This is a genomic window from Planctomycetota bacterium (assembly GCA_016207825.1).
GTDB lineage: Bacteria > Planctomycetota > MHYJ01 > JACQXL01 > JACQZI01 > JACQZI01.
Window position 1 is genome coordinate 24938 of record JACQZI010000006.1, and the last position, 13732, is coordinate 38669.

Below are 13732 nucleotides of genomic sequence, written 5' to 3' on the forward strand. Positions count from 1 at the left end.
TATCACCTTATTCTATGTATATCGGATTTACTATTTCACGGCTTACCTTCAACAATTACCCTGGATTCCGAGCGCATAGAATAAATAAAAATCACCAGCTAGAAATGCCAATAAACGACTTTAACTTAGTCTTAACCTAAAAATCATTATCAATCCAAATATGATTAATTGCAATTACCATACTTTAAAGCTTTTGGCACTATTCTTAAAAATCTTCTCGTATTGTCCGTAAACGCTTTTTTTGCAATAAAAAACCAGTCTCAGCTTGATACCGGCAACATCTATAACACGCATATAATATTCATATTTTAGTCCTTCTATATCGTAAGTATACACCAAAGTTGCATCCGTTTTTCCTTCCGGCTTTAAAATAATTTCCTTGGTGCCGTCTTTTACTCCTTGCTCTACCAGGCCTGACAAATATTCATCACAATCCTCTTCGCTGTCTTCCTGAGCAATAAGCCCGTAAACCCCTTCTTCCTCATTTGAAAACTTGGCAGTCATGATACCGTCGATTTTCTCTAATATATCCATCTTCCAATCGGAAGGCAGTGAAATTTCAAATCCCCAGCGGCTGCTACGCCAAATCTTGGTGTCACCAGCATCTTCTTGTACCCCTGAAGAAATCGATAATATTAAAGACTTTGCGCATTCAGCAAATATTTTCTCATATTTATCGTATTGATCAGTCTTGCAATTAAAAAATACCCGTATTTTTTCTTCGCCGGAACTTATAGCTCTGACATAATTTTGATAAGAAGCTCCTTTTACTTCCCCGATAAAAACGGCTGTGGCCTCTGATTTACCTTTTGGCTCCGTAATCATATCGATCTTATATTCTTTCTTAAGAGCATCCAGATATTCTTCCAAATATTCATCTGCACGACCGTCACTTTTTTCCCGGTAAACACTTCCGTAAACCGCATCTGAATCACCGGAAATTTTAGCTATCCGGCCATTTTCATCCTCGTCAAAGATATCTATCTCCCAATCGGAAGGCAGTGAAATTTCAAATCCCCAGCGGCTACTGCGCCAAACTTTGGTATCCTCTTCTATATCGTCAGAAGAACCATTTACCGCCTTCAGCGTCCCGGCGTATTTTTTTAACGCGTCCTCGTATTCGTCGAAAGATGCCTCGTCACACCAAATAACCGTCCAAAGTTTCGTCTCACCGGCCCCAATCGCATATATGTAGTAATAATATTTAACATCTTCTGACTTTTGGGTAAAAATCCCACTGGCTTTCTTTTCGTTTCCTGACACCTCAACTTCTTTAACCGTTGATTCCGAATCTTTTGCGCTGTCAATTATTGACTTAATAAACTCCTTGCAACCGCCTGACCAATCCTGTATTTTGATATAACCACCTATCTTTTCGTTTTTCCCGGTAAATTTAGCGATATTAACTCCGTCTTTTTTATCATAAATGTCCATCTTCCAATCGGAAGGCAGAGTCAATTCAAAACTCCATTTTTCACTGGTCCAAGTTTTATCCTTGGTTTTTACATTTTTGTTGACTGCCGCGGATATGCCTTCCAGCGTTTCGGCGTATCGGGCAAAAAGATCTTCGTATTTATTATAAAGTTTTGCTGAACAATAAAATACAATCCTTAGCTTAGAGCCATCAACATCTACCACACGAACATAGTATTGATAACTAGTCCCTTCTATATCGCATATATAAACCATGTTTGCGGCTAATTTACCTTTTGGTTTTACGACGACTTCTAGCCCACCATCTTCTTTGAGTGATTCAAGAACACCCTTAAGATATTCATCCGCCCAGCTTTCAGAATAATCCTTGGCGATAAGTCCGGAAATACCGTTAGGCTTATCCGAGAATCTGGCAACAAGTATTCCTTCAGATTTATCTAATATATCCACATTCCAATCAGAAGGAAAAGTCACCTTAAAACCCCATTTATCACTTCGCCACACCTTATCTTCCTCAGACAAAAGTGACGGCTCATCCGGTATTTTTTTAGGGCGACTTTCATTTAACTTCACCAAAGCTTTGGTGGCTTTGTCACGAACCGATGAATCGCTATCCCCCAATAAAGCCGTAATATCCTTTATGTATTCAACGGCACCAAGTTTGCCTAAAGCTTCAGCCGCAGTCCCTCTTAATCCGGCATCTCTATGAGCTAAAAATCCGGCGATATTCTGAGAATATTCCATTGCGCCTAAATTACCCAATGCTATCGTGGCGCCTGTTTTCACTAGGACATTCGTATCATCCAAAAGCCCGGCAATATCTTCGGTGTATTGTTTGGCTCCAAGTTCACCCAACTGAACTGCGGTAATGCTTCTTATATTAGCACTGGAATCGCTCAAAAGCATGACAAGCTCTTTGCTAATTTCTATTTTATCGCTGATGCTTAACTGATGGCTGACCTGCTTGATTTTTTCAAATACCCCTATTTTTTTTAATTCATCTTTAGCGCCCCGTATCTCTTTTTTAAGGCTGTCAATATCAACCTTGGACTGGCTATGCAAGGGGAGGTTTAACCCGAAGGGTAAATGTAAAAGAATCAAGCAGAGTAAAAATCTTATAAGAAGTTGTTTCATAATGTTCTCCTATCTAATATTTCATAATTTATGTAAAATACCTTAATTCTTGCGGAAAAGCAACAAATAACTGGCTTCTGGCCGATCGTGTTAGAAGGTGTAATCCAACCCAATCATCAATGCTTTTCGGTTAATATCGTAAAACTTCGATGATGTGAATTCCTTCAGTGCCTTAAAGCATTGGGCGACAGAAATAATTTTTGTGATATTTACGAGGCCGCCAACCATAATCAGGTTCGCCATGGTCGCGTCGCCAAGCTGATTCTGGGCAATCTCGCTTGCAGGGATAGTGTACAATTTTTGCGCCGGGGAACTTTTCTTGACCAAAGAGCTGTCCGTAAGGACAAAACCGTTATCTTTGATATCTTTTAAATATTTTTCATGCGCATTCTGGTGCAAAGAAACTAAAACATCAAGCTTTTCCGTATAAGGATAATCTATCGGGTTAGGTGAATAAACGACCTCTGAAGAAGTCAGGCTTCCACGGCTTTCCGGGCCATAACTGGCCGAAACCGACACAAAACCTTTTTTATAACTTAACCCTGCCCCTAAAAGGTTGGCAGCGTAAACAACCCCCTGACCGCCGATTCCCCCGAATTTTATTTCAAGGCGTTTTGAAACTGTTTTTGTTTTCATGATTATCTATCATAATAAAAAAAAACTTCCAGGTCAATATTATTTTTTTTTATTAAATAGTTGACAAAAAGGCATAAAGAAATAATTATAGTCGATTATTATACACAATAAGAGAGGGGGTGAGTTAATAAATGGCGAACAAAGTACTGATCCTGGTAGTACTGGCTTTATTCACGGTCGCACTGGTCGGTTGCGTAACACATACGCACATCGTCGGCAAAGGCGCACCCACAAACGGCAAAAAAGTCGAACAGAGACAATGGTACGCAGTATGGGGTTTTGTTGATATCAATAAAGTTGATACCGCTAAAATGGCCGGTGATGCTTCTGATTACACCATAAAAACCCGGTACAACGTCATTGACGCCGTGGTAAGTTGGTTGCTCGGAGGTTTCAGCATTTATTCCAGAACGGTTACCGTAATTAAATAACTGCTGTAATTACAACATAAAAAGGGAGGCAAATTACCGCCTCCCTTTTTTAATGGTTTATTATAAAAAAACAGTTCTAAAAAGCAGTATAATCGCCGATGACTATTTTTCTTTTGGCGTCAGGCGGAGGCAAGAAAAGCTCTTCCCTGCTTTTAGCCCGGAATGATTTTCCCCTTAAATCCCGCAGCATTTCAACTGAAGAAGCGTAATTATTGCGCCGACCGTATTGCGAATGGCAATATGTTACGGCATCTACAAACGCAAACCCGCCTTTTTTCGGCTCGAGCGAATGGACAATGGCAGTTTTTATATATTTTAATAAATCCTTATAATGCCAGACCGTGGCCCTGGCAGCGTAAGTAGCGCCTGCGCCGATAACCAGCTTCATCAGATCAAAAGGCGGCTCGCTTGAGCCTTTAGGAGTCGTGACTGTCCGGCTTCCGAGCGGAGTGGTCGAGGCAAACTGCCCACCGGTCATTCCGTAAATATTATTATTGGCACAGATAACGGGTATCCTGATATTTCGCCGGGCCGCGTGGATCAGATGATTACCGCCGATGGAAGTTAAATCACCATCTCCGCTAACCACGATAACATTAAGTTCCGGGTTATATGATTTAATGCCGGCGGCAAAGGCGATTGCCCTGCCGTGTGTAGTATGCATGGTATCCGCGGAAAAATGAGGGGACGGTATCCAGGCTGCACAACCAATACCGGAAACAAAAACCGTTTTTTTCCAATCCAGCTTCAATTCATCAACGGCCTCTATAAGAAGCTTCATAAGAATCCCGTGCCCGCAACCGTTGCAGAAAGGTGTTGGAAAAGATTCCCATCGAAAATATTTTGCTAATTGTTGTTTCATATAATTAAATCGTCCCGTACCTTTTACGCAACTCCCTATGGAGAATCTTACCGCTGGCCGTACGCGGCATTTCCGCCTGTTTTATAAACTCTACGCTTTTGGGTTTTTTATATGCGGCCACTTTATCGCGGCAGAAATCGATTATTTCCTTTGATGTTATTGTTTTACCTTCTTTGGAAATTACCACGGCTTTTACGGATTCGCCCCATTTATCGTCCGGGATTCCGATAACCGCCACGTCAAACACATCCGGATGCCTGGCAATCGTCTCCTCCACCTCAGATGGATAAACATGTTCGCCACCGGTGATTATCATATTGTCTTTACGATCGACGATATAATAATAGCCGTCCTGATCTTTCTTCACTAAATCTCCGGCGCTAAACCATCCGTTTTTGAATGATTTAGCGGTCTTTTCCGGAAGTTTATAATATTCGTTAAAGAGCATGGGCCCGCGCGAGTAAAGTTCGCCGACTTCTCCGACCGGGACTTCGTTCCCGTTTTCATCCAGCACCTTAATGCAATCCGTCCCGCAGGATTCCCGACCGATAGAGCCAAGCTTTACCATCTGTTCGTGAGGTTTTAGAACCGTAACGATTCCCGCTTCAGTTGAACCGTATCCTTCGTAAAGTTCCACGCCCCTGAAAAAACCCATAATCTGTTTCTTTATTTCACCGCGAGCAGGCGCAGAAGAACACAGGAGTTTTTTTATAGAACTGACGTCATATTCGGAACGTTCTTTTTCCGGAACGCCTAGTATTATACTGTAATGAGTCGGGATAAGGGAAATAAACGTGGTTTTTTCGCGCTGGATAATTTCCAATATTTCCTTTGGGTCAAAACGGCGCGCCGGGTGGATATAAATCGCCCCACCGATATATGTAAATGTAAACGAGAAGAAAGTTGAATTCACATGGCATAACGGCATGACATTAAAACAAATATCATGTTCCGTAAAGCCAAAATCCACCGCATTAATCAGGTAGAAAGCAGTATAAGATTCATGGGAGCGGACCACACCTTTGGGCCTACCGGTTGTCCCGGAAGTATAAAGCAATACCCAGGTGTCTTCGGGTTTGACATCATATAACACCGAAGGTTCTGTTTCCGAAAATTTCGCAATGAAATCATCGTAGTTTTTATATCCACCGGGCGTTTTATTGCCGACAGAAATATAATCTTTTACTTTAGGCATTTCTTTGCGGACTGATTCAACCATGGGAATAAATTCTTCATCGACGATAAAAGCCCGTGAATCCGCATCATTCGTGATATAAGCAACGTCATTTGAGGTAAGGCGAAAATTAATCGGGTTAATGACAATGCCTGTTTTGGCGCAGGCTAAATATGCTTCCACTATTTCCACACAGTTTTCCAGAAGGACGGAAACCTTATTACCTTTTTTCAACCCCAGGCTTAACAACGCATGGGCAAGCTTATTCACACGTTGGTTAGTCTGGCGATAGGAAAACTTGCGTTTGGCATCCTTAAGGCAGGTTTTATCCGCATATTTGACTGCATTAACCTTTAATATCTGTCCTAAATTCAACCAAGATGCGCTCATATTTTTATACTAAAATGGGCAGTAGAGGATTCATTATGCCAAATAGATTAGAGAAAAGAATGAATAAACTAACCACCCAACATTTTCTTTATAAATCTTCTGCCAGCAGCGGATTTTAAATACAACTCTCTTTTATGCGCTTCTATCTTATCATTATATTCTTCGGTATAAACGACTTTAATTATTTTCATATTACGGGTAGTTTTTGTTTTACCGCATTTATGTTCGGATAATCTCCTCAGAAGATTATTTGTCATTCCTTTATAAAACCTATTCTTTTCATCTTGTAAAACATATACTGTAAACACAAACACGTTCCTGATTCATCCGTAACTTCACAATTATATTAAATGGACGATAGAGGATTCGAACCTCTGACCTCCTGGGTGTGATCCAGGCGCTCTAGCCAGCTGAGCTAATCGTCCGTATGTTATATTTCTAAACACCCTATACGCCAAGTGCTCCCCGCCCGAACGACCGCGGCCTTTCGGTCGGGCGGGTACCGGGCTGAGCTAACTGCCCAAATTTTATTAACCAGATTTATACTAAATATATACTCCAAGGTCAATACAAAATGACTTGCTCTTATCATTTAGTCTTGCATTATAAAGATAAAAATGTTATATTCGGGCAAATAAATAAAGCGGAGAACACTCGTGAAAATAAAGATTGCTTTCAGCCTATTTTTCTGCATTATAGCAATCCTGCTTTTCTACCGCTATCCGGCAAACGCCCAGGACATGGAAAATGAGGAAGATGATATTATAATCTGGGAGTCACCAGACTTTCAACAACCTGAAATTGGAACTGCCGTCCCTTCCCTGGGGGCAATGGTAAATTCAACCGAGTTCAAGAGCCTAAAAACATTCTGGAATTCGCTGGATGAATCCAAGTCTGGTTCCAAAGAATCGCTTGAATCATTAAAGATTAAATCAATGGAATCACTTAGCGCAATTATTTCCTCAATAGAAGGGAAACAACTGAGCGGGCGATGGGTACGGAAGTTTTTTGAAGATGAGCTTTCCCGCCGGTTCCAACAACAGGTGATTACCCGCAAATTCGAGGCGCCGGAAAACCCTGGCGAAAAAGAACGCACTATACGATTCTGGAAAGAAATCGATTTCTGCCTGGAAGGGCTTGTTACGCTTTCTACCCTTAAAGATTGCGATTCTCTTATCCTGGAACTTTTAAGCGAGCGGATTAAGCGTAATTTCAATGACATTAAAACAATCCGCTTTAAAGGACGATTGGAGATATTGAATATTTCCCGAGACAAGTATAAAGAAAAAATTGTCCGACTTAGCGATGAGTTCGCCGGCTATAAAAAGACCTTGAAAGGCGACAGCACATCGATTATATGTATCAGCAAAGAACCGGTTACCGATTTATCCGTCCGCCAGCCCAAGCCATTGTCGGACGGAGAATGGATGGATTTTTCCAACCGCCCGGATAAGTCGTTTAAAGAAAACGACCTCCTGGATATCCTTTCCAAAGAAGATAAAAAAGTCATCCTTTCCGACCGGCGCTATATTATCCTGGAAGGCGGGTCTCTTGTAACCGGATGGGAACTTGACCCGAAAATACCGGACGACCTTATAAAAGATATTGCCCGCTTAATCGGCGAGCTTGGCAATGATGACTGGCAAACAAGGGAAACGGCGACAAAAGAATTAATCGATATCGGCGAACCGGTTATTATACCGCTCAATGAAACCCTGGAGAAAAACCCAGACCCGGAAGTAAGGATGCGGGCTAAATTTGTCCTAAGCAAACTTAAAAAAGATAACTCGGAAGGCGAAATAAGAAAATTAATCGAGGAGTTTATTCAAAACGGAGGGGGAAACAGGGAAGTTATAGACAAATTAAGAAAGTCATTTACCCCTGAACAATTACAGTCGGTTATTAAGCTGATGCTTCAGGAAGATACAAACCAACCGAACCAAAACCGGATAGCTATGATACAATTTCTAATGGCATTTATAGAAGAGTTTAATAGTATGGAGGGGAGGTAATTTAAAATGAAAGCTGCCGTATTCCACGGGGAAAAGAAACCGCTCACTATCGAAGAATACCCGAAGCCGCAAATCGGTCCGGATGATATCCTGGTAAAAGTGGCCGCCTGCGGGGTGTGTCATACTGACCTACATTATATAGACCACGGCGTTCCCACGGTCAAGAAACCGCCCATGATTTTAGGGCACGAAGCCGCCGGCACGGTGGCCGAAACTGGCGCGAACGTCAAGAACCTAAAAGTGGACGACCGGGTGCTTTTACCGGCGGTCCTCACCTGCGGGACGTGCGAATTCTGCCGCATCGGTAGAGAAAACATCTGCAAGACCATGATAATGTTCGGCAACCATATTGACGGCGCCTATGCGGAATACGTCAAAGCGCCCGCCAAGGATGCCTTTATAATGCCCAAGGAAATACCGCTGGAAGAAGGATGCATCATAGCCGATGCTATTTCCACGCCCTATCACGCGGTCAAGAACCGCGGACAGGTGAAACCCGGTGATACCGTGGCAGTTTTCGGCTGTGGCGGAGTCGGCATCAATGTAGTCCAGTTAAGCGCGGCGGCTGGCGCAACCGTTATCGCCGTTGATATCATGGATAAAAAGCTGGAATGGGCAAAAAAGCTAGGCGCGACCTACACCTTAAACGCCCAGCAAAGCCCGGATGCCACCAAAGATATCAGGAAACTCACCAACGGCGGAGTGGATATCGCTTTTGAAGCCATCGGCAACCCCAAAACCATCACCATGGCATTTAACTCCCTTAAAAAAGGCGGTCGGCTCTGTGTAGTCGGTTACACGGATAAAGACATGATTATCTCCGGCGCCAAGACCATGTTTTTCGAGATGGAAATAGTCGGCTCGTTAGGCTGCAGGCCGGTTGATTATCCACGCCTGATAGAAATGGTGCGTATCGGCAAGGTACAGGTAACACCCCTGGTTACGCATAAATTCAAGCTGGATAAAATAAACGAGGCATTTGATACCTTGCGCAAAGGAGAATGTATCCGGGCGGTGGTAATGCCGTAAAAAGCTATGTTTTGCCTGAAAAAGAAATATTTGTTGTTATTCATTATCTTACCGGCCTTTTGTTTCATTGCTACCGGGGCAATCTGCCTCGCACTGAGCGCGCTCGGTACGGAGTGCCTGGCGCAGGTTTTAAACGAACAAATATCGCCTTCGGACTGGGATAAAATCAAAGCTTCATTTACAAGACAATATGCCTCCAAACTACCCCAAAACCGCATTGAAGCCATAAACCTGATTACACCCTGCTGGTTTAACTTTACCTCACCCAAAAGCGGGAAAGAAGCAGTCATGCTGCTCGTAAAAGTACTCGAAGAAGAAACCGCTAAAGAAGTTGTGGCGGCGGCAATAAATTGTTTATACATGGCTTCTTATGATAACGAATCAGCGGATACTTTAATAAAACAATGCGAAACGGCAAAAAATGAAACGACACGCCTACGGTTGATTGAAACTCTCGGGAGATTTGTCGGGTCGCAGGATAAAGCGGTGGCGTCTTTATCCGCCATGGCCAAGGATAAAAACGTTAAAATACGCCTGGCGGTAATAGAAGCTCTCAAGAAATTACCCGCAAAACACACTCTTTCTCTCTTAATCTCCCTGATAAGCGATGCCGAAAAAGAAATATCCTTTGCGGTCATTGCCCATCTCGCCGCGACAGGCGATTACGATATCGTCCCGCAACTGATTGAATTAACCGGAACGGAAAAGCGCGAAGATGTCAAAAAGAAAATCCTGCAAGCACTTGAATCCATAGTCGGCAAAAACTACGGAAACGCACAGAAAGAATGGCAGGAATGGTGGAAAGAACGGGAAAAAAGCAAGGTTTCACAAGAAGAAATTGATAAAGCCATCGACAAAGCAAAAAACTACCTGCTGGATAAAGCCGCCACCAATATTACCGCCACCAACGAATGCGAACTGACCTTTTACGCTTTGCTCCACGCGGGATGCTCACCAGATACTCCGGTGATGAAATCAGCCCTGCAGCATATCCTTACCAAGCAACTGGCGCAGACCTATAATGTGGCGTTGATAGCGCTGGTGCTTTCCGATTTGGACAAGGTAAAATACCAGGCGCGCATAGCCCAATGCGCCATGTGGCTTTTGGGAAACGAATCCAAACAGGGCAACTGGCATTACGGCACCGCCCTGCCTGATAAAGATATGATTGCCCCGACTATCACCGGGAACGATAAAAAGAAACCGGAAAAAGATAAATACGCTAAAAACACTAAGAAGACTATGCTGAAAATCAAAGTCCCTCCCCGCCAGCAACGCGACCCGAACAGCTGGGATAATTCAAACACCCAATACGCCATACTCGGGCTTTGGGCCTGCGCCAAGGCGGGAATAGAAATCCCCAAAGAAGCCTGGCAGGATGCGGAAGCGAATTTATTGCGCAGCCAAAGCGCGGACGGCGGCTGGAGCTACCAGGCGGCACAGGGAACCGGGCACGGCAGCATGACCGCGGGCGGATTGGCCGCACTGGTAATCTGTATGCAACAACTCGGCAAAAAGACATCGGATAACCGCGCAATAAAAAACGCCAAGGAATGGCTTGGGAAAAACTTCACCGTTAAGGAAAATCCCAAGTACGGGGAATCATGGCATTATTATTACCTCTATGCGCTGGAACGCGCCGGGGTCCTGAGCGAAACCGACTTTTTCGCCAATAACGACTGGTACCAAATCGGGGCGAAATATCTGCTGGGCAAGCAGAAAAAAAATGGGAGTTGGGATGTACAAGCGACCTGGGACACCTGTTTTGCGGTGCTGTTTTTAAGGAGGGCAACCAAATTTGCCCCGCCATTAAAGGCAACCGTAACCGGCGACGAAAAACCAAAAGAAGTAGAAAAGCCCAAGGAAACGGAAAAGCCGGAAACGCCGGAAAACATTGAACCGCCGGAAGATATCGAACTGCCTGAAATCCCGGAAGTGCCTCCAGAACCGGATAAAAAATAACGGATAAAACTACTTCACCACGAAGACGCAAAGAACACAAAGAACGCCAAAAACTCTTTAACTTATTAGAAATTAAGTTTTTCTTCCAGCTTTTCTTTTCCTTCGGTAATCGCCAGCTCTATCTGCAGGGAGTAAATAATTGGTGATTGGTTATTGGTCATCGGAATTTTCACCATATCCTTCCTCGTGGTGACAAGGCATTCAGCGCCGGAGTTTTTGGCGTGTTCGTACAGTTTGCTTATATCGTCCGCTGTGTAGCGGTAATGGTCCGGGAATGCCGTAAAGCCGGCAAGAGACAAACCCGCTTTCTCAAGCGTCAGCTTAAAAGAATCAGGGTTGCCGATGCCGCAGAAAGCAAAGGATTTCTTATGCGCTAAATCAGCAAGGGGAACGGTTTTTCCTTCAGGCGAAATAAACCCAACCGGCTTATGGATGGTTTTCATCACGGGCTTGCCCAAAGCGGTTAAAAGATTCGTCATCCTTAAAAGATGCTCATCCTTAACCAAATCCGTGTGGGTCAGTATAAAAATATCGGCCCGTCTCAAAGCGTTCAGATGTTCGCGCAAGGTTCCGGCCGGAAAAACGTGCCAGTTGCCGAATGGGTTCAGGCAATCTATCATCACGATATCCAGGTTGCGCGCCAGCCGCCAGTGCTGGAATCCGTCATCTAAAAGAATTACATCCGGAGAATATTTGGCAACAGCTTCCTTCCCCAGCTTGGCGCGGTTCGGGCCGGTCAGGCGGATTACCTTATCGGATGAAACTGATAATTTCTCATCATCGCCTGAACCTCCCACAGAGCCGTATCCCCTGGAAAGAACGACGACTTTTTTATTCTTATCGGCAAAGTACTTGGCGAGGTATTCGGTCATCGGGGTTTTGCCGGTCCCGCCGACCGTAATATTGCCGATGCTGATTACCGGAACGGCGAGCTTGACGGGCTTAACAAGCCCGCATTTATATAAACACGTTCTGAACAAAAGAATAAAGCGGTAGAGCAAAGAGACAAGCCAGAACGCGGTAAGCATAACCAGGTCAAAAAAACCCAGCTTTCGCCCGCTCGCGATATTATACCACCACAGTTTAATAGATTTCATACGGATGACATATTATCAAAAGGTTCTTCTAAAGTAAACTATTAGAAGAAAATTCTATTTGGCTTTTATATTTGCATAGTATAAACTAAACACGAATGCACACGAATAAGAACACATATATACGAATATTTCTCTTCATCCTTTGCGCCTTTGCGGTAGTGTTTACTGGCTGCGCAAACGCAACTAAAGAACCTAAGAACGGAAGAACAGAATTCCGCATCCGCCATTCCGAATTCCCTGCCTCGCCGTCAGGCGGGTGGAAATGCGTTAAAATGAGTCTTAGGGTGCCCCTCTATATACGGGGTAGGGTGGGGATGCGGCTTTAAAATCTATCCCAAACGGCTCCAAAAGTTATCCCAAGCGGCTCGAAGAGCTACCCCGAACGGCTCTCCTCAGTATTATGTTTACCACCGAAAATCTAGACACATACCGATGGGGATTGTCAAGCATAATCTTGAACCGAAAGGTTGTTTAACAGGCGGAATTATTTAGAACCTGACTTCCATCTGAATCAGGGTTTCTTTATCCATGTTCTTGATATCTTCCCTGATATCGTTGTAATTTAACATAAAACGAACGGCCCGATTCATCTGCCAGTTAAAGCCGAATGTCGTCATCCTAACCTCGTCATTATTGATATTATTATCAGGGTCAAAATACTGGTAACAAGCTATCGGGCGGATGACCTGGTTTTTCCCGAAGAAGTCTATTGTTTGGTTTGTGGTCAGTTGCAGATACCAGCATTTGCTGTTGATATTATCCGTGCCCGTCACGTCAAGCATCTGGGAAAAATATTCGTAGGTAATCATTATCTTGCTTAATTCATATTTTATGCTGTAGGCATAGCGGTCACGCTGGTTTACCCCGATTTTCAACGGGTTGGGGTCGCTTTCGTAGCCGGTTATCCAGGCAGCACCGAACTCCATGGGTTTTAAGGGAGAGTCGTTGTCATCCTTCCAGGGCAGCATCCTTATCTGGAACATGCGGTCTTTAAGGTCGCTGTCATCGGTGGTGTTTATCCCGTTACCGTTGAAAACGGCTATTGCATATGACGCCTTTTTATCGAGCATTAGCCCTTGCGCCATGACGCCGAGTTCCCGGTCGCTGAAGGTCGCCAGAGGGGTCGGTGTCAATGGTTCATAAATCAATGGACTCCTGATTGTTTCCTGGAGCGGTGTCCCGGCAACATCGGCGGCGAAAGAAAAGGGAATCTTAAACTGCCCCACGGTTACCGCCCAATCCGTATAAGGGATATGGGAAAGAGTGAACCTGGCATCAAGCAGGGTATTATTATAAAAATCATATTCAACCCGACCGGTGACATCCGTAGCGATTTTACCGTCTAGGAAGAGATGCGCCCGGATATTTTCCATCGTGTCCGGAGTATCGGCGGCGGTATCTTCCTCTGTATAGCTGTAGCGCAAGTGGACGTAACCGCCGGGGGAAAGGTCGCTATTCCCTATTTTAATCGGGGTGCCTTCCGCCCAAATATCAGTCAATAAGCAAAGAGTTCCCATTAATAAGACTATAACGAAGATAGTTTTTTTCATAATAGATTCCTTAATTAATAG

Annotated in this window: 11 protein-coding genes and 1 tRNA gene; 4 read left to right on the plus strand and 8 right to left on the minus strand. The window is 44.0% G+C overall.

All coding sequences use genetic code 11. The features are described 5' to 3' along the window. Positions 1–174: 174 nt before the first annotated feature. On the minus strand, positions 175–2568 hold the full coding sequence (locus tag HY811_01610; GenBank protein ID MBI4833503.1) for a HEAT repeat domain-containing protein: 2394 nt from the start codon (positions 2566–2568) through the stop codon (positions 175–177). Positions 2569–2658: 90 nt separating this feature from the next. Then, entirely contained in the window at positions 2659–3204 is a 546-nt protein-coding gene (locus HY811_01615) for a 2-oxoacid:acceptor oxidoreductase family protein (protein MBI4833504.1), read from the minus strand. Positions 3205–3335: 131 nt separating this feature from the next. Here HY811_01615 and HY811_01620 point away from each other — a divergent pair, with 131 nt between their 5' ends. Beyond that, positions 3336–3635, plus strand: a complete 300-nt coding sequence (locus HY811_01620) for a hypothetical protein (protein ID MBI4833505.1) — start codon at positions 3336–3338, stop codon at positions 3633–3635. A 76-nt stretch (positions 3636–3711) separates the two neighbouring features. Here the strand turns inward: HY811_01620 and HY811_01625 are convergent, their stop codons facing one another. The 4 genes from HY811_01625 to HY811_01640 all read right to left on the minus strand — a co-directional run bounded on the left by HY811_01625 (position 3712) and on the right by HY811_01640 (position 6486). Further along, positions 3712–4497: a 2-oxoacid:ferredoxin oxidoreductase subunit beta gene (locus HY811_01625; GenBank protein MBI4833506.1), complete on the minus strand. Its 786-nt coding sequence runs from the start codon at positions 4495–4497 to the stop codon at positions 3712–3714. A gap of 4 nt (positions 4498–4501) precedes the next feature. Next, positions 4502–6061 carry a long-chain-fatty-acid--CoA ligase gene (locus tag HY811_01630; protein MBI4833507.1) on the minus strand — a complete coding sequence of 520 codons (1560 nt, stop codon included), beginning with the start codon at positions 6059–6061 and terminating at the stop codon, positions 4502–4504. Positions 6062–6129: 68 nt separating this feature from the next. Then, positions 6130–6369, minus strand: coding sequence for a GIY-YIG nuclease family protein (locus tag HY811_01635; protein ID MBI4833508.1), 240 nt, complete (start codon positions 6367–6369; stop codon positions 6130–6132). 43 nt (positions 6370–6412) lie between these two features. Continuing rightward, positions 6413–6486, minus strand: a tRNA-Val gene (locus HY811_01640). 231 nt (positions 6487–6717) lie between these two features. Between HY811_01640 and HY811_01645 the strand changes: the two genes are divergently transcribed. The 3 genes from HY811_01645 to HY811_01655 are packed head-to-tail and all read left to right on the plus strand — an operon-like array spanning position 6718 to position 11064. Next, positions 6718–8073 (plus strand): HEAT repeat domain-containing protein, encoded by a 1356-nt coding sequence (locus tag HY811_01645; protein ID MBI4833509.1) that lies wholly within the window; start codon positions 6718–6720, stop codon positions 8071–8073. Positions 8074–8079: 6 nt separating this feature from the next. Next, on the plus strand, positions 8080–9102 hold the full coding sequence (locus HY811_01650; protein ID MBI4833510.1) for a zinc-binding dehydrogenase: 1023 nt from the start codon (positions 8080–8082) through the stop codon (positions 9100–9102). A gap of 6 nt (positions 9103–9108) precedes the next feature. Continuing rightward, a complete protein-coding gene (locus tag HY811_01655) occupies positions 9109–11064 on the plus strand; it encodes a HEAT repeat domain-containing protein (protein MBI4833511.1) in 1956 nt (651 codons plus the stop codon). 65 nt (positions 11065–11129) lie between these two features. Here HY811_01655 and lpxK read toward each other — a convergent pair whose 3' ends face one another. Then, positions 11130–12161: a tetraacyldisaccharide 4'-kinase gene (gene lpxK, locus HY811_01660; GenBank protein MBI4833512.1), complete on the minus strand. Its 1032-nt coding sequence runs from the start codon at positions 12159–12161 to the stop codon at positions 11130–11132. Positions 12162–12649: 488 nt separating this feature from the next. Beyond that, positions 12650–13711, minus strand: coding sequence for a hypothetical protein (locus HY811_01665; protein ID MBI4833513.1), 1062 nt, complete (start codon positions 13709–13711; stop codon positions 12650–12652). Positions 13712–13732: the final 21 nt, after the last annotated feature.

What these genes read in the sequence shown, in the direction of transcription:
- HY811_01625 (MBI4833506.1), bottom strand. Translation starts at nt 4,497, where the DNA reads ATGAAACAACAATTAGCAAAATATTTTCGATGGGAATCTTTTCCAACA.
- HY811_01615 (MBI4833504.1), bottom strand. Translation starts at nt 3,204, where the DNA reads ATGAAAACAAAAACAGTTTCAAAACGCCTTGAAATAAAATTCGGGGGA.
- lpxK (MBI4833512.1), bottom strand. Translation starts at nt 12,161, where the DNA reads ATGAAATCTATTAAACTGTGGTGGTATAATATCGCGAGCGGGCGAAAG.
- HY811_01650 (MBI4833510.1), top strand. Translation starts at nt 8,080, where the DNA reads ATGAAAGCTGCCGTATTCCACGGGGAAAAGAAACCGCTCACTATCGAA.
- HY811_01655 (MBI4833511.1), top strand. Translation starts at nt 9,109, where the DNA reads ATGTTTTGCCTGAAAAAGAAATATTTGTTGTTATTCATTATCTTACCG.
- HY811_01665 (MBI4833513.1), bottom strand. Translation starts at nt 13,711, where the DNA reads ATGAAAAAAACTATCTTCGTTATAGTCTTATTAATGGGAACTCTTTGC.
- HY811_01620 (MBI4833505.1), top strand. Translation starts at nt 3,336, where the DNA reads ATGGCGAACAAAGTACTGATCCTGGTAGTACTGGCTTTATTCACGGTC.
- HY811_01610 (MBI4833503.1), bottom strand. Translation starts at nt 2,568, where the DNA reads ATGAAACAACTTCTTATAAGATTTTTACTCTGCTTGATTCTTTTACAT.
- HY811_01630 (MBI4833507.1), bottom strand. Translation starts at nt 6,061, where the DNA reads ATGAGCGCATCTTGGTTGAATTTAGGACAGATATTAAAGGTTAATGCA.